Origin of the sequence: Pseudomonas sp. B14-6 (genome assembly GCF_013260315.1) — a bacterium.
In the GTDB taxonomy this organism is placed as follows: Bacteria; Pseudomonadota; Gammaproteobacteria; order Pseudomonadales; family Pseudomonadaceae; genus Aquipseudomonas; species Aquipseudomonas mandelii.
Genome location: NZ_CP053929.1, coordinates 5,422,344 through 5,438,535 on the forward strand (window position 1 = coordinate 5,422,344; position 16,192 = coordinate 5,438,535).

The 16,192-nt window shown below is 60.0% G+C and carries 9 protein-coding genes and 1 pseudogene; 8 read left to right on the forward strand and 2 right to left on the reverse strand.

Translation table 11 applies throughout. From position 1 onward, the window contains the following. Positions 1-10 precede the first annotated feature (10 nt). The 6 genes and pseudogenes from recC (at position 11) to HP062_RS24755 (ending at position 11,720) form a co-directional block, all read left to right on the forward strand. A complete protein-coding gene (gene recC / locus HP062_RS24730) occupies positions 11-3,463 on the forward strand; it encodes an exodeoxyribonuclease V subunit gamma (RefSeq protein WP_172792197.1) in 3,453 nt (1,150 codons plus the stop codon). Next, positions 3,460-7,148, forward strand: a pseudogene (recB, locus tag HP062_RS24735) (exodeoxyribonuclease V subunit beta). The gene recC and the pseudogene recB overlap by 4 nt, the downstream one beginning before the upstream one ends. Further along, a complete protein-coding gene (recD, locus tag HP062_RS24740; protein WP_102595236.1) occupies positions 7,145-9,256 on the forward strand; it encodes an exodeoxyribonuclease V subunit alpha in 2,112 nt (703 codons plus the stop codon). Before recB ends, recD begins: the two are co-directional and overlap by 4 nt. A 113-nt stretch (positions 9,257-9,369) precedes the next feature. After that, the gene (locus HP062_RS24745; RefSeq protein ID WP_172792198.1) at positions 9,370-9,945 is read left to right on the forward strand and encodes a YfiR family protein; all 576 of its coding nucleotides are present in this window, start codon (positions 9,370-9,372) and stop codon (positions 9,943-9,945) included. Next, positions 9,942-11,210 (forward strand): diguanylate cyclase domain-containing protein, encoded by a 1,269-nt coding sequence (locus HP062_RS24750; RefSeq protein WP_077747329.1) that lies wholly within the window; start codon positions 9,942-9,944, stop codon positions 11,208-11,210. The genes HP062_RS24745 and HP062_RS24750 overlap by 4 nt, the downstream gene beginning before the upstream one ends. Before the next feature lie 6 nt (positions 11,211-11,216). After that, positions 11,217-11,720 carry an OmpA family protein gene (locus HP062_RS24755; RefSeq protein ID WP_172792199.1) on the forward strand — a complete coding sequence of 168 codons (504 nt, stop codon included), beginning with the start codon at positions 11,217-11,219 and terminating at the stop codon, positions 11,718-11,720. Here the strand turns inward: HP062_RS24755 and HP062_RS24760 are convergent. Beyond that, positions 11,717-12,652 carry a LysR family transcriptional regulator gene (locus HP062_RS24760; protein WP_172792612.1) on the reverse strand — a complete coding sequence of 312 codons (936 nt, stop codon included), beginning with the start codon at positions 12,650-12,652 and terminating at the stop codon, positions 11,717-11,719. The genes HP062_RS24755 and HP062_RS24760 overlap by 4 nt on opposite strands. A gap of 174 nt (positions 12,653-12,826) precedes the next feature. Between HP062_RS24760 and HP062_RS24765 the strand changes: the two genes are divergently transcribed. Together HP062_RS24765 and mmsB are read left to right on the forward strand one after the other, a co-directional pair. Beyond that, positions 12,827-14,353: a CoA-acylating methylmalonate-semialdehyde dehydrogenase gene (locus HP062_RS24765; protein ID WP_102595234.1), complete on the forward strand. Its 1,527-nt coding sequence runs from the start codon at positions 12,827-12,829 to the stop codon at positions 14,351-14,353. A 10-nt stretch (positions 14,354-14,363) separates the two neighbouring features. After that, complete coding sequence (gene mmsB, locus HP062_RS24770; RefSeq protein WP_172792200.1) at positions 14,364-15,251, forward strand: 3-hydroxyisobutyrate dehydrogenase; 888 nt, start codon at positions 14,364-14,366, stop codon at positions 15,249-15,251. Positions 15,252-15,469: 218 nt separating this feature from the next. Here the strand turns inward: mmsB and HP062_RS24775 are convergent, their stop codons facing one another. Then, a complete protein-coding gene (locus tag HP062_RS24775; protein WP_007946320.1) occupies positions 15,470-15,814 on the reverse strand; it encodes a cupin domain-containing protein in 345 nt (114 codons plus the stop codon). Positions 15,815-16,192 lie beyond the last annotated feature (378 nt).

The window sequence follows — 16,192 nt, forward strand, 5'->3', positions numbered from 1 at the left end:
GGAAGCCTTTATGCCGGACGCGACGTCCCTCAGTGCTGGTTTTATGGTGGTTCACGGTAACCGCCTGGGCGAGTTGCGCAGTCTGGTGGTCAGCTGGATGCGCCGCTACCCGCTGGCTCCCTTGGAAAATGAAATCGCCCTGGTACAGAGCAACGGCATCGCCCAGTGGCTGAAACTGGCTCTGGCTGAAGACCCTGAAGAAGACGACATGGGTGGCTGCGGCATTGCGGCAGCCATCGACGTTCAACTCCCAGGCAGCTTCATGTGGCAGCTCTATCGCATGGTTCTGGGTCGTGATGAAATTCCGGTCAAATCCCTGCTCGATAAAGCTCCGCTCACCTGGCGTCTGATGCGTCTGCTTCCCCAGTTGATCAATCAACCGCACTTCGAACCGCTGCAACGCTTCCTTACCAATGACACTGACCTGCGCAAACGCTACCAACTGTCCGAGCGGCTGGCTGATCTGTTCGACCAATACCAGGTATACCGGGCCGACTGGCTTGAAGATTGGGCGGACGGTCGTCATCAATTGCGAAACGGCCGAGGCGAAGCCAAGCCCCTGACCCCAGCCAACTGCTGGCAGGCAGAGTTATGGCGGGCTCTGTTGCTGGATGTGGGTGAGCAAGGCATGGCGCAAAGCCGTGCCGGTGTTCATCAACGGTTCATCGAGCGCATCAACAGCCTCGACGTGGCCCCCAGCGGATTACCTTCCCGGGTCATCGTTTTCGGGATCTCCTCTCTCCCGGCGCAAGCGCTCGAAGCTCTCGCCGGACTGGCGCGATTCAGCCAGGTTCTGCTTTGCGTACACAACCCATGTCGTCATCATTGGGCAGACATCGTCGCCGATAAAGACCTTCTGCGGCATCAATACAAGCGTCAGGCTCGCAAGAGCGGAATGCCTGTTGTGCTTGATCCGCAAACCCTTCACCAACATGCACACCCGCTATTGGCGGCATGGGGCAAACAGGGGCGGGACTACATCAATCTGCTCGACAGCTACGACGATCCCAACAGCTACCGCTCGGCATTCCGTGATGGGCGCATCGACTTGTTCAGTGATAGCCAGCCACAGACCATGCTCAACCAGTTGCAGGACGACATCCTTGAACTGCGCCCCTTGAATGAAACCCGCGAGCTCTGGCCGCCTGTCGATCTCAATCAGGACGAATCCATTCGTTTCCACATCGCCCATAGCGCCCAGCGCGAAGTGGAAATCCTCCACGATCAGTTGCTCGCACGCTTCAGTGCCGATCCAGACTTGAAGCCTCGCGACATAATCGTGATGGTTCCGGACATCGACAGCTACGCTCCGCATATCCGTGCAGTCTTCGGTCAACTTGATCGCTTCGATCCGCGCTTCATCCCCTTCACACTGGCGGATCAAGGCCAGCGCGGTCGTGATCCGCTGCTGATTGCTGTCGAACATCTACTCAAACTGCCCGACAGCCGTTTCCCCGTCAGTGAGATCCTCGATTTGCTGGATGTTCCTGCACTGCGCGCTCGCTTCGGTGTCGAGGAACGTGACCTGCCCACCCTGCATCGCTGGATCGAAGGCGCTGGTATTCGCTGGGGAATGAATGCCGAGCAGCGCGCGGGTCTGGGTTTGCCTCAAGAACTGGAGCAAAACAGTTGGCGTTTTGGCCTGCGCCGGATGCTGCTTGGTTATGCCGTCGGCAGCGCCGCTGCTTGCGAAGGCATTGAGCCTTACGACGAGATTGGCGGTCTGGATGCTGCGCTCATCGGTCCTTTGGTTGCGCTGCTGGACGCGTTGGAGATTGCCCATCAGGAACTGACTCAACCTGCACCGCCTAAGCAATGGGGCGTCAGGATGCAAGCTTTGGTGCAGTTGTTCTTCCAGGCCAGCAATGAACATGACGACTACTTGCTGGGTCAACTTGAAGAACTGCGGGAAACCTGGCTCGAGACCTGCGAATCAGTGGGCTTGCATGATGAGCTGCCCTTGACCGTGGTCCGTGAAGCCTGGCTGGCAGGCCTCGACCAGGGCCGGCTGTCCCAGCGTTTTCTGGCCGGAGCCGTCAACTTCTGCACCTTGATGCCGATGCGGGCGATCCCCTTCAAACTCGTCTGTCTGCTCGGGATGAATGACGGAGATTACCCGCGTGCACAACCGCCGCTGGACTTTGATCTCATGGGCAGTGATTACCGCCCGGGTGATCGTTCCCGTCGCGAGGATGATCGCTATCTCTTGTTGGAAGCCCTGTTGTCGGCACGTGACCAACTCTATATCAGTTGGGTCGGCCGTAGTATTCGGGACAATAGCGAGCGCCCAGCCTCGGTACTGATTGGTCAACTGCGCGATCATCTTGCCGGTGGTTGGCGATTACAGGTCGACAGTGAAAAGCTGCTGGAATCGGTGACTCAGGAACACCCGCTGCAACCCTTCAGCGCACGCTATTTTCATGAAGGTAATGACTTGTTCAGTTTCGCAAGCGAGTGGCAGGTGCTTCATCAAGCCAGTGAACAGGCAACGGGCATCAAGCCCCTTGATGCCTATGTTCAGGAAGAGCCGCTGAGCCTCGGTCATTTGCAGGATTTCCTGCGCAATCCCGTGCGACATTTTTTCAGTCAGCGACTCAAGGTGTTCTTCGAAGCGGCTGAAGCCCCCTTGGCCGACGAAGAGCCCTTCGTACTCGACGCTCTCCAACGCTATAGCCTCAGTGACAGTTTGCTCGAAGCGGCGCTCGGGCAACTGGATCACGTCGATCATGCGCTTGAGGCCCGTGCTAAACGTTTGCAAAACAGTGGGCTCTTGCCCATGGCCGGTTTCGGCGAATGCCTGCAGCGAGAGTTGATCGAACCGCTGCCGGATCTGTTGCAGCGTTATCAACAACTCCTTACGTTGTGGCCAACGCCGCTGACTAGTGCGTTGCCTGTGAATCTGGAACTGGAAGGCCTGCGCCTGGAAGGCTGGCTCAGTGGCCTGCACCAGCGTGCGGATGGTGGCCTGTTGTCGATTACCACGATTCCCAACAGCATTGGTTCGATCAAGACCCGCAAGTGGCATCGGCTGACGCGACCTTGGGTCAATCACCTGGTCGCTTGCGCCAGCGGCATGTCGATGACCACCGCGCTGGTCGCCAGTGACGACAGTCTGCTACTGGCCCCTTTGGAGCAGGGCGCTGCACGTCATGCCTTGAGTAACCTGTTGCAAGCATGGCAAACCGGCATGCGCCAACCCCTGCCGATTGCCGTGAAAACCGCCTTCGCGTGGCTCTCTCAAACTGACCCGGCCAAAGCCGACACCGCTGCTCGCAAGGCCTATGAAGGCGACGGTCAAACCACCGACGGCGAACGCCGCGAAAGTCCGGCACTGGCACGACAGTTCGCTGATTACGACGCGCTGACCGCCGAGGAGACTTTCCCCGATTGGTGCAACGCTTTGTACAAACCGATGCTTGAAGCCCCCTGGCGTTCATTGACCAGCGAGGAGGCGTGCTCATGACCACGAAAACACCGCTGGCCCTGGCTTTTCCCCTGAGCGGCAGCCAACTGATCGAAGCCAGCGCCGGTACCGGCAAGACGTTCACCATTTCTGCGCTGTACTTGCGTCTGGTCCTTGGTCACGGTGGCGAATCGAGTGGGTTTGGGCGTGAACTCTTGCCGCCGCAAATCCTTGTGGTCACGTTCACTGATGCCGCGACCAAAGAGCTGCGCGAGCGTATTCGTACCCGACTGGCCGAAGCGGCCCGATACTTTCGTGACGAGACCCAGGCACCCGATAGCCTCATCGCGGAGTTGCGTGACCAGTACCTCCCGGAACAGTGGTCCGGCTGTGCAAACCGTCTGGACATTGCCGCGCAGTGGATGGATGAAGCCGCCGTCTCGACCATTCACAGTTGGTGCCAGCGCATGTTGCGTGAGCACGCGTTTGACAGTGGCAGCCTGTTTACCCAGACCCTGGAAACCGATCACAGCGACTTGCTGGGTGAAGTCCTGCGTGATTACTGGCGGCTGTTCTGCTATCCGATGCAAGGTGATGCGCTGAACTGGGTGCGGGGTAATTGGGGAGGGCCAGCGGCGTTATTACCGCGAGTACGTAGTTTATTCGCCAGTGAGCGTGACAGCACTGAAGGCAAGGAGCCTGCCGAGCTGATCGCCGAGTGCTTGCAGGAACGGCGACTGGCCTTGCTCGAACTCAAGATGCCCTGGCGCCAATGGGCGGACGAACTGCTTGCCATCTGTCACCAAGGTGTTGCGAGCAAAAGTGTCGATGGTCGAAAGATGCAGGCACGTTATTTCGAACCCTGGTTCGAAAAGCTCAAAGCATGGGCTGAAGATGAATCCCTTGAGCAACTGGATATCGGCACGGGCTTCACTCGCCTGACGCCTGACGGCATGGCTGAAGCCTGGAAAGGCGCCGCCCCCAGTCATCCGGGGCTGGACGCCATGCCCGGGCTCAAGGCCAGCCTCGACGGCTTGCCAACCCCCGACGCGGCCGTTCTGCAACATGCTGCGCAATGGGTCGGGGCACGGTTCGAAGAAGAAAAACGCCGCCGCGCGGAAATGGGCTTCGACGACATGTTGCTGCGCCTCGATGCGGCGTTGCAATCCGAGGGTGGTGAACGCCTGGCGACCTTGATCCGCGAACAGTTTCCGGTGGCGCTGATCGATGAGTTCCAGGACACCGACCCGGTGCAGTACCGGATTTTCGAAAGCATCTATCGCATCGAAGACAACAACCCTGAAGGCGGCCTGTTTCTGATCGGCGATCCCAAGCAAGCGATCTACGCCTTTCGTGGCGCCGACATCTACACCTACTTGCGAGCCCGCCAGGCCACCGCCGGCCGTCTGCATACCCTGGGTACGAATTTCCGTTCCAGCCATGGCATGGTCAATGCGGTGAACCATGTGTTCGAACGCGCGGAGTCCCGTGAGCTGGGGCGCGGCGCGTTTCTGTTTCGTGAAAAGAACGGTGAGAACCCGGTACCGTTCCTGCCCGTCGAGTCCCAAGGGCGCAAAGAAGTTCTGCACATCGATGGCCAGCTCGTGCCGGCTCTGAACATCTGGCACCTGTCCGCCGATCAGCCGCTGTCCGGCGTGGAATACCGACAAAAACTCGCCGCCGCGTGCGCCAGTGAAATCACTGCGTTACTTAATGGTGGCCAGGAAGGTCGGGCAGGTTTCATTGAGAAGGACATGGACTTCCGGGGCCTGCTACCCGCGGACATCGCGATTCTGGTTCGCGACGGCAAAGAGGCCCAGGCCGTGCGTGGCGAACTGTCTGCACGCGGGGTGCGCAGCGTTTATCTGTCGGACAAGGATTCGGTGTTCGCCGCTCAAGAAGCCCACGACCTGCTGACCTGGCTCAAAGCCTGTGCCGAGCCGGATGTCGAGCGACCGCTGCGAGCCGCATTGGCCAGCATCACGCTGAACCTTTCCCTGGCGGAACTGGAGCGGCTGAATCAGGACGAACTGGCCTGGGAAGCGCGGGTCATGCAGTTCCGCGGTTATCGCGAGCTGTGGCGCAAGCAAGGCGTGCTGCCCATGTTGCGGCGCTTGCTGCATGACTTCCAGTTGCCTCGATCGTTGATCGCCCGCAGCGACGGTGAACGGGTACTGACTAACCTGCTGCACCTGTCCGAGTTGTTGCAACAAGCCGCCGCCGAACTCGACGGCGAGCAAGCGCTGATTCGTCATTTGTCCGAGCATCTGGCGTTGTCCGGTCAGGCCGGCGAAGAACAGATCCTGCGTCTGGAAAGCGACGAGCAACTGGTTAAGGTCGTGACCATTCACAAGTCCAAGGGCCTTGAGTATCCCTTGGTGTTTCTGCCGTTCATTTGCTCGGCAAAACCGGTGGATGGCAGCCGTTTGCCGCTGCATTACCACGATTCAAACGGCAAGGCGCAGGTGACCTTGAAACCGACTGCGGAGTTGATCGCTCTCGCCGATGATGAACGTCTGGCGGAGGATCTGCGTTTGCTCTATGTCGCCCTGACCCGGGCGCAACATGCCTGCTGGCTGGGTGTGACCGATCTCAAGCGCGGCAATAACAACAGCTCGGTGCTGCACCTTTCTGCATTGGGTTACTTGCTCGGCGGTGGTGCCCTCTGGCCGAGTCCGCAGGTTTGAAACGCTGGCTCGAAGACCTCCAGCAGGACTGCCCGGCGCTTCTGTACGGTGATATGCCGCCAGCGACGGCCGAGCATTACCATCCGCCACGCAATGACGCGACGTTGCTTGCGCCGCTGATACCCAAGCGCAAGGCCAGTGAAAACTGGTGGATTGCTTCGTACAGCGCTTTGCGTATCGGCGACAGTCTGAGCGTAGGCAGTGACGAGGCCCCGGAGAACCCGCAGGCGCAAAAGCTCTTTGACGATGAACGTCTCGATCCGCAGGCGCCACGAGAAGTGGCCGTCGGTGGTGCCGATATCCATCGGTTCCCCCGCGGCCCCAACCCCGGCACCTTTCTCCATGGTTTGCTGGAGTGGGCCGGTGATGAAGGTTTTTCTGCTGCACCACAAGTCGTGGAAGATGCCATTGCCCGCCGCTGCAACCGCCGAGGCTGGGAAGGCTGGATCACCACGCTGAGTGATTGGTTGCAGCACTTGCTCAAGTCTTCGTTGCACCTCGGCGGGGGGCAGCCTCCGGTCGTGTTCGAGCAGCTCACTCAATACCGCGTCGAGATGGAATTCTGGTTCGCCAGCCATAAAGTCGACGTGCTCAAGCTGGATGAACTGGTGCGCCAATACACCCACAACGGCGTCGCCCGGGTCGCCGCTGAACCGGTCTCGCTCAACGGCATGTTCAAGGGTTTCATCGACTTGACGTTCGAACACGACGGCCGATATTACGTTGCCGACTACAAATCCAACTGGCTGGGCCCAGATGACGCGGCATACACCGAGCAGGCCATGGAGCAGTCGATTCTCGACAATCGTTACGACCTGCAATACGTGTTGTACCTGCTGGCCCTGCATCGCCAGCTCAAGGCGCGGCTTGCCGACTACGATTACGACCGGCATGTCGGTGGCGCTCTGTATTTGTTCTTGCGCGGCACACGGGCATCCACCCAGGGCGTCTATTTCTCCCGTCCGCCCAGAGAGCTGATCGAGCGTCTGGATCGACTCTTCCAGGGCAAGCCAGAACCCAAGGCCGAACCCGCCTGGGAACAGGGAGTATTGTTATGAGCCGCACCTTCGCCGATTTGCTGCCCACGTCATTGGCAGCCGAAACCATGGCGGATCTGGCACCCCTGAGTCGTGCCGATGACTTGTTGCTTTTACTCTCGCGCTGGGTCGAACGCGGCTGGCTGCGGGCGCTGGACAAAGCCTTCGTGGCCTTCCTCCACGAGCTTGCCCCCGACGACGATCCGTTGGTGTTGCTTGCCGCCGCATTGACCAGCCACCAACTGGGTCACGGCCATGTCTGCCTGGACCTGTTCGAGACGCTCAAAGAGCCGGATTTTGCCCTGTCGCTGCCACCCGAAGGCGATCTGCAAAGTGGTGCGATGCTGTTGCCGTCGCAACTGCTTGAGGCGCTGGATGGCGCCCATTGGTGCAAGGTCCTGGCGTCCAGCCGTCTGGTGGCTCTGGCGGTCGATGGTCGTGAGGCTGCGCAATCACGGCCCTTGGTGTTGTCGGGCAAGCGCCTGTACCTGCGTCGCTACTGGGTTTACGAAAGACGCATCGACAACGCCCTTCGCCTGCGCCTGGCTGAACACGAAACAACGCCGAATGACTTGCCCCAGCGACTCACTGGTTTATTCGGTCCAGCCAGGCCCGGCGAAGTGATCGATTGGCAGAAACTCGCCTGTGCCCTGGCTACCCGCAGTGCGTTCAGTATCGTCACCGGCGGCCCGGGGACCGGTAAAACCACCACGGTCGTGCGGTTGCTGGCATTGCTCCAGGCGCCAGCGGTGGAGGCCGGCAAACCGTTGCGAATTCGCCTTGCCGCACCCACCGGTAAAGCGGCGGCACGGCTGACAGAATCCATCAGCCAGCAAGTCCGGACGCTGGAAGTCGATGAAAACGTAAGAAACAAGATCCCCTCTGACGTGACTACCGTGCACCGCCTGCTTGGCAGTCGCCCCGGTACCCGGCACTTCCGTCACCATGCCGGTAATCGCTTGCCGCTGGATGTGCTGGTGGTGGACGAAGCCTCAATGATTGACCTGGAGATGATGGCGAACTTGCTCGACGCGATGCCGGCTCATGCCCGGCTGGTGTTGCTCGGTGACAAGGACCAACTGGCATCGGTGGAGGCCGGCGCCGTGCTTGGTGATTTGTGCCGCGACGCCGAGGCCGGTTGGTACAGTCCGCAGACGCGCCAGTGGCTGGAGACGGTCAGTGGTGAAAGCCTGCTGGCCAGCGGTTTGCAGGAAGACACTGACGCGACTCACCCCCTGGCCCAGCAAGTGGTGATGCTGCGTCACTCGCGCCGGTTCGGTGAAGGCAGCGGCATTGGCCAGTTGGCGCGATGGGTCAATCAGCAGCAACCGGAGGAAGCCCGCACGTTGCTGGCTGCTCGAAGTCACGCCGACGTGTTTTCCCTGCCCCTCAAAGGTGAGCACGACCGGGCGCTGGAACACTTGCTGCTCGAAGGCCATGGCGACGGACCGCAAGGTTATCGCCACTACCTGAGTGTGCTTCGCAGCCAGCGGCCACCGCTCGACAGCCTGCTCGAAGACTCCCGCTGGACCGATTGGGCGCGTCAGGTATTGCAAGCTTTCGACGCCTTCCAGTTGTTGTGCGCGGTACGCAAAGGGCCGTGGGGCGTGGAGGGATTGAATCAACGTGTAACCGCCGCGCTGCTCAAGGCTCGAGTGATCGACAGCGACCAGCAGTGGTACGAAGGTCGACCGGTATTGATGACGCGTAATGACTATGGCTTGGGGTTGATGAACGGTGATATCGGTATTGCCCTCAAACTGCCGGAACGTGATGGGCCTGAAGCTGGCAAGCACGTACTGCGTGTGGCGTTCCCGCGCAATGATGGCCAGGGTGGCGTGCGATTTGTTCTACCGAGTCGACTCAACGATGTCGAGACGGTTTATGCCATGACCGTACACAAATCCCAGGGCTCGGAGTTTGCCCATACGGCGTTGATTCTGCCGGATGCGCTGAACCCTGTACTGACCAAGGAGTTGATCTACACCGGGATCACCCGGGCCAAGAACTGGTTCACCTTGATCGAGCCACGGGCCGGAGTGTTTGAGGAGGCCGTGCGGCGCAAGGTCAAGCGCTTGAGCGGGTTAATGCTGGAGTTGGACGATGGGGTTGAGCCGAGCCATCGATAGGCTGGCGTGTGCGCCGGAAACTGTCCGAAGTGCCGTAGTGCACCGCCTCGCTGGGGGGTAAACGCTATGCTATCGTTGCGACATTATTTCGTAATATCGAAGAGAATCCCCGCATGAAGGTGGCTGTCTTGACGACAGGGCGCGTCGTTAGCCGCAAGCAAGTGCTGCTCGCGGGGCTCCTCTGCTTGCTGACCGGTGTCGTGTTCGCTCAATCGGAAACCCCGGTGAGCATGGCCGACCAACGTGCCAGATCGGTCACTCAGGTTGTCCTCGGGATTCTCAGTTATGCGCGCTGGCCTGTTGAGCCTGCGCAACTGCGGCTGTGCGTGGTCGGCCCCACCGAATACACCGACGACCTGGTCAAGGGCACAACCCAAGCCACCGGCCGGCCCGTCACTGTGCGCCGGCTGTTGGCCGACAATCCGTCGATCGTCGGTGAGTGCGATGCGGTGTACATCGGCAAATTGACCGACGACGAGCGCCGCCAACTCTTTGCTTCGCTGACAGGACGCCCGGTGTTGAGCATCAGCGAGAGCGATGATCAATGCACCGTCGGCAGTCTGTTTTGCCTCAGGGTCACTGATGATCAGGTATCTTTTGAGGTCAACCTCGATTCCGTCGCCCGTAGCGGCGTGCGCATTCACCCCAGTGTGCTGCAACTGTCCCGCCGCAAGCCGGCGGCGCCATGAGTCTATTCAAGCCGGGTAGTCGTCCAACGTTGCGCTCGGTCATTGGCCGGGGACATTTGATCGTCGCCCTGGTCGCCGTGGCCATGGCCAGCGTCTCGCTGACACTGCTGGGTGTATTGGCGTTGCGGGTGTATGCCGACCACAACCTGCACCTGATCGCACGCTCGATCAATTACACCGTGGAAGCCGCGGTGGTGTTCAACGACAAAGCCGCTGCCACTGAGGCCCTGGCATTGATCGCCTCCACTGAAGAAGTCGCTGACGCCAGGGTGCTGGATGAAAAAGGCCGGTTACTGGCCCGTTGGCAGCGACCGGAAAGCGGCTTGCTCTCTGATCTGGAATTGCAGATCGCCAAAGCCTTTCTGGAAAAACCCATCGACATGCCGATCGTTCATCAAGGTCGGGAAATCGGCAGCATTCAGCTCACCGGTCACGGTGGCAGCTTGATGCGTTTTCTGCTCAGCGGCCTGATGGGCATTATTCTGTGTACGGCCATCAGCGCCTGGGTCGCACTCTATCTGGCACGCCGACAACTTCGCGGAATCACGGGGCCTCTGCGAAGCCTGGCCGCCGTAGCCCACGCCGCCCGCAGCGATCGAGCCTTCGACCGGCGCGTGCCACCCGCCGATATCGCTGAACTCGACAACCTGGGCAACGACTTCAATGCCTTGCTCGATGAACTCGAGTCCTGGCAGACCCACCTGCAAAGCGAAAACGAAACCCTGGCGCACCAAGCCAGCCACGACAGCCTCACCGGATTGCCAAACCGGGCGTTTTTCGAAGGCCGTCTGATGCGTGCACTGCGCAATGCCCACAAGCTCAATGAGCGCGTGGCTGTGCTGTTTCTCGACAGTGACCGGTTCAAGGAAATCAATGACAGCTTCGGTCATGCCGCCGGCGACGCCGTGCTGGTTGCCGTCGCCAGCAGGGTTCGGGCGCAGTTGCGTGAAGAGGATCTGGTGGCGCGGCTGGGTGGTGACGAATTTGCGGTGTTGCTGACGCCGCTGCATAAAACCGAAGACGCCGAGCGGATCGCTGACAAGATCCTTGCCAGCATGGAAGAGCCCATCCCGTTACCGGGTCATACCCAGGTCCTGACTTCACTCAGTATCGGTATCGCCGTGTACCCGGATCATGGTGCCACCCCGGGCGCATTGCTCAATGCCGCCGATGCGGCGATGTACCAGGCCAAGCGCCTTTCCCGAGGTGCGCAGCACACGTCCGGGGCGGAGCACCCGGTCGCCCACGTACACACCAGGAGCTAAATTGCCGTGTTCTCATTTACCCAGCGTTCCCCGCGATTTTTCGCAATCACCTTGTTCATGGCCGTCCTGGCATTGACCGGGTGCCAGACCGCACCGCAAAAGGGGCTGACCCCGGCGCAAATCACTGTACTCAAACAGCAAGGCTTCGAGCTGACCGATGAGGGCTGGGCGTTCGGTCTATCCGGCAAAGTGCTGTTTGGCAGTGACGATGACAGCCTGAACGCCGCCAGTACCGGGATCGTCCAACAGATCGGCAAGGCCTTGCTGGGTGTCGGCATCGAGCGAGTGCGGGTCGACGGTCACACGGATGCCTCGGGCAAAGAGTCCTATAACGAACAACTTTCCCTGCGTCGCGCGAAAAGCGTCGGCAAAGTGTTGACCACGGTGGGCATGAAAGAAGAAAACATCCAACTGCGCGGTCTTGGCAGCAGTCAGCCGGTGACGTCGAACGACACCGCCTCTGGCCGCACCGAAAACCGCCGGGTATCGATCGTGGTGAGCGCCGATTAGTCGGCGAACAACATCTCCCGGCTTTCGCCCATCAACAGACTCTGATTCTGCTCGGTGACCGAACGGATGTAATCCCACAACAGGGTGATCCGCTTGAGCTTCCTCAGATCCTCCCGGCAGTACATCCAGAACTGCCGCGTGATGTTGATCTCTTCCGGCAACACCGGAAGCAAGCGCGAGTCCTGCGCCGCGAGGAAGCACGGCAGAATCGCCAATGACCGTCCTTGCTGCGCCGCCACGAATTGTGCGATCACGCTGGTGCTGCGCAAGTTGGCGCTGGCGCCGGGCAACACATTCGCCAGGTACAACAGCTCCGAGCTAAACGCCAGATCGTCGACATAACTGATGAATGAATGCTTGCCCAAATCTGCCGGGCGGCGGATCGGCGGGTGCTTGTCCAGATAATCCTGCGTCGCATAAAGCTGCAGTTTGTAGTCGCAGAGTTTGCAGCAGACGTAAGGGCCATGTTCCGGGCGCTCCAGGGCGATGACGATGTCCGCCTCGCGCTTGGACAGGCTGATGAAGTGCGGCAGCGGCAGGATGTCCACCGAGATCGCCGGGTAGGCGTCGACAAAATGGCTCAGCTGCGGGGTGATGAAAAAACTGCCGAAGCCTTCGGTGCAACCCATGCGCACATGCCCGGACAGCGCCACGCCGGAGCCTGAAACCTGTTCGCAAGCCATGTGCAGCGTGCTTTCAATCGATTCCGCGTAACCAAGCAATCGCTGACCTTCGGTGGTCAGGACAAAACCGCTGGTCCGGGACTTCTCGAACAGCAATGTACCCAATGCCGCTTCCAATGAACTGATGCGCCGCGACACGGTGGTGTAGTCCACCGCCAGGCGCTTGGCCGCGGTGCTGGCCTTGCGGGTGCGGGCGACTTCGAGGAAAAACTTGAGGTCATCCCAGTTCAATGAGCCTAACGACGTGATGTTTTTTGCATGATGGACCGGCTTTTATGTGCGTTCTTATTAGAAGTTTGCACATCTATACTCCAAAAACAGTCCGACAACCAATTCGTGACACACGCCTCATCTCAAGGCTGCTATCTCGCCTTGGCTCTCAAGATAGTTCTCTAGATAACAACAACGTCCCGGAGACCCAACATGAACGCATCGCTCACGCCAAACGAAACCACTGTGCAAACGGTCAAGCTGTTGATCGACGGCGAGTGGGTCGAGTCCCAGACCGCCGAGTGGCACGACATCGTCAACCCGGCCACCCAGCAAGTGCTGGCCAAGGTTCCGTTCGCCACCGCGCAGGAAGTGGACGCCGCGATCAGTGCTGCCCATCGCGCCTTCCAGACCTGGAAGCTGACGCCGATCGGCGCGCGGATGCGCATCATGCTCAAGCTCCAGGCGTTGATTCGCGAGCACTCCAAGCGCATCGCCGTGGTGCTCAGCAACGAGCAGGGCAAAACCATCGCCGACGCTGAGGGCGACATCTTCCGCGGTCTGGAAGTGGTCGAACACGCTTGTTCCATCGGCACCCTGCAAATGGGTGAGTTCGCCGAAAACGTCGCCGGCGGCGTCGATACCTACACCCTGCGTCAGCCCATCGGCGTCTGCGCCGGCATCACCCCGTTCAACTTCCCGGCGATGATTCCGCTGTGGATGTTCCCGATGGCCATCGCCTGCGGCAACACCTTTGTGCTCAAGCCGTCCGAACAGGACCCGATGTCGACCATGCTGCTGGTGGAACTGGCGATCGAGGCCGGCGTTCCAGCGGGCGTGCTCAACGTGGTGCATGGCGGCAAGGACGTGGTCGACGCGCTCTGCACCCACAAAGACATCAAGGCTGTTTCCTTCGTCGGTTCGACTGCGGTCGGTACTCACGTCTACGACCTGGCCGGCAAACACGGCAAGCGCGTGCAATCGATGATGGGCGCGAAAAACCACGCCGTGGTTCTGCCTGATGCCAATCGCGTACAAGCACTGAATGCGCTGGTCGGCGCCGGTTTCGGCGCAGCGGGCCAACGTTGCATGGCCACGTCCGTGGTGGTGCTGGTGGGCGCGGCCAAACAATGGTTGCCGGACCTGAAAGCGCTGGCGCAAAAACTCACCGTGAATGCCGGCAGCGAGCCGGGCACTGACGTTGGCCCGGTGATCTCGAAAAAAGCCAAACAGCGGATTCTCGACCTGATCGAGAGCGGCATCAAGGAAGGCGCCAAGCTGGAGCTGGATGGTCGCGACGTCACCGTTCCAGGCTTCGAGAAGGGCAACTTTGTCGGCCCGACCCTGTTCTCCGGCGTGACCCCCGAGATGCAAATCTACACCCAGGAAATCTTCGGCCCGGTGCTGGTGGTCCTGGAAGTCGATACCCTCGATGAGGCCATCGCACTGGTCAACGCCAACCCGTTCGGCAACGGCACCGGCCTGTTCACCCAAAGCGGTGCGGCCGCGCGCAAATTCCAGACCGAAATCGACGTTGGCCAGGTCGGCATCAACATCCCGATTCCGGTGCCGGTCCCGTTCTTCAGCTTCACCGGTTCGCGCGGCTCCAAACTGGGTGACCTCGGTCCGTATGGCAAGCAAGTGGTGCAGTTCTACACTCAGACCAAGACGGTCACCAGTCGCTGGTTCGATGACGACAGCGTCAACGACGGTGTGAACACCACCATCAACTTGCGTTAAGGAGCGGGACATGAAAATCGCTTTTATCGGTCTCGGCAACATGGGCGCGCCGATGGCGCGCAACCTGATCAAGGCCGGCCATGCACTGAGCCTGGTGGACCTGAACAAAACCGTTCTGGCGGAGCTGGAACAACTGGGCGGCAGCATCAGCGCTTCGGCACGTGAAGCGGCGCAAGGCGCGGAACTGGTGGTCACCATGCTGCCCGCCGCTGTGCATGTCCGCAGCGTCTGGCTGGGTGAGGACGGCGTGCTCGCCGGTATCGGCAAAGGCGTGCCAGCCGTGGACTGCAGCACCATCGATCCGCAGACTGCGCGCGATGTGGCAGCCGCTGCGGCCAAGCAAGGCGTGGCCATGGCCGATGCGCCAGTCTCTGGCGGTACGGGCGGTGCGGCGGCGGGGACGCTGACTTTCATGGTCGGCGCCACGCCTGAACTGTTTGCGACCCTGCAACCGGTGCTGGCGCAGATGGGCCGCAACATCGTTCATTGCGGTGAAGTCGGCACCGGGCAAATCGCCAAGATCTGCAACAACCTGCTGCTGGCGATTTCCATGGTCGGCGTCAGTGAAGCCATGGCGTTGGGCGATGCCCTCGGCATCGACACCACCGTGCTGGCCGGGATCATCAACAGTTCCACCGGGCGTTGCTGGAGTTCGGAGATGTACAACCCGTGGCCCGGCATCGTCGAAACGGCACCGGCCTCGCGCGGTTATACCGGTGGTTTCGGTGCCGAACTGATGCTCAAGGATCTGGGGCTGGCCACTGAGGCGGCACGTCAGGCGCACCAACCGGTGGTGCTCGGCGCGGTGGCCCAGCAGTTGTATCAGGCGATGAGCCAGCGTGGGGAGGGTGGCAAGGACTTCTCGGCGATCATCAACAGCTATCGCAAACCCCAGTAAGAAGTTTTCCGGGGAGTGTGATTAAAGGCTTTTGTGGCGAGGGAGCTTGCTCCCGCTGGTTCGCGAAGCGGACCTGATGCCCGTGAACGAGGTGCGTCAGATAAAACGCAGTTGCTGATTTTACGGCAGCTTCGCAACCGAGCGGGAGCAAGCTCCCTCGCCACAAGGAATGCGTATTTACCGGGAGACCACGTCGGGTGGTCTCCCGGTTTTTTGCATCAGGCAAACACGAAATACTTGCGCACGGTTTCAACCACTTCCCACGTGCCTTTCATCCCCGGCTCAATGACGAAAATATCACCGGCACGCAGATGGATCGGCTCTTTGCCTTCCGGGGTGATGATGCAATACCCCTCGCGGAAATCGCAGTATTCCCACTTCACGTATTCCACATACCACTTGCCCGGCGTGCAGATCCAGGTGCCCATGATCTTGCTGCCGTCTTCGCTGGTGTAGGCGTTGAGGTTGACGGTGTGCGGGTCGCCTTCGAGTTTTTCCCATTTGCAGGCGTCGAGCACCGGCAGCGGATGAGTGTCGCGAAGAACGGTAATAGGTGCGGTCATGTGGACTCCGGGGCAGTGGATTAGAGAACTGAAGCCGCACCCTATAGCGCCCCGCACTCGGTCAGTTGTCTGTGCTCGACACTCAGTTACCCAGAAGCGCTGTGCCGATTTGCCTGATCGGCTTCTAAATCCTCAAGGCGCATTATCTAAGGGCTAGGTTGAAAGTTATGAAGTTATAACTGTTTCTTATCCGGTTTTTATTATTGGTACGTCTGTGCTGTCAGCCAGAAGTTAATACTTTCGAGCCTCTCTCTATTTAGCCGGCGATACAGTGTGCACCCCACCATACGCAGCCTTTGTTAAGTAAATAAGTCGACAGGCATGGGGCTTCGCACCAATCGAGTGCGGTGCGCAGGCCTGTTAGGACGTCTGTCTCAA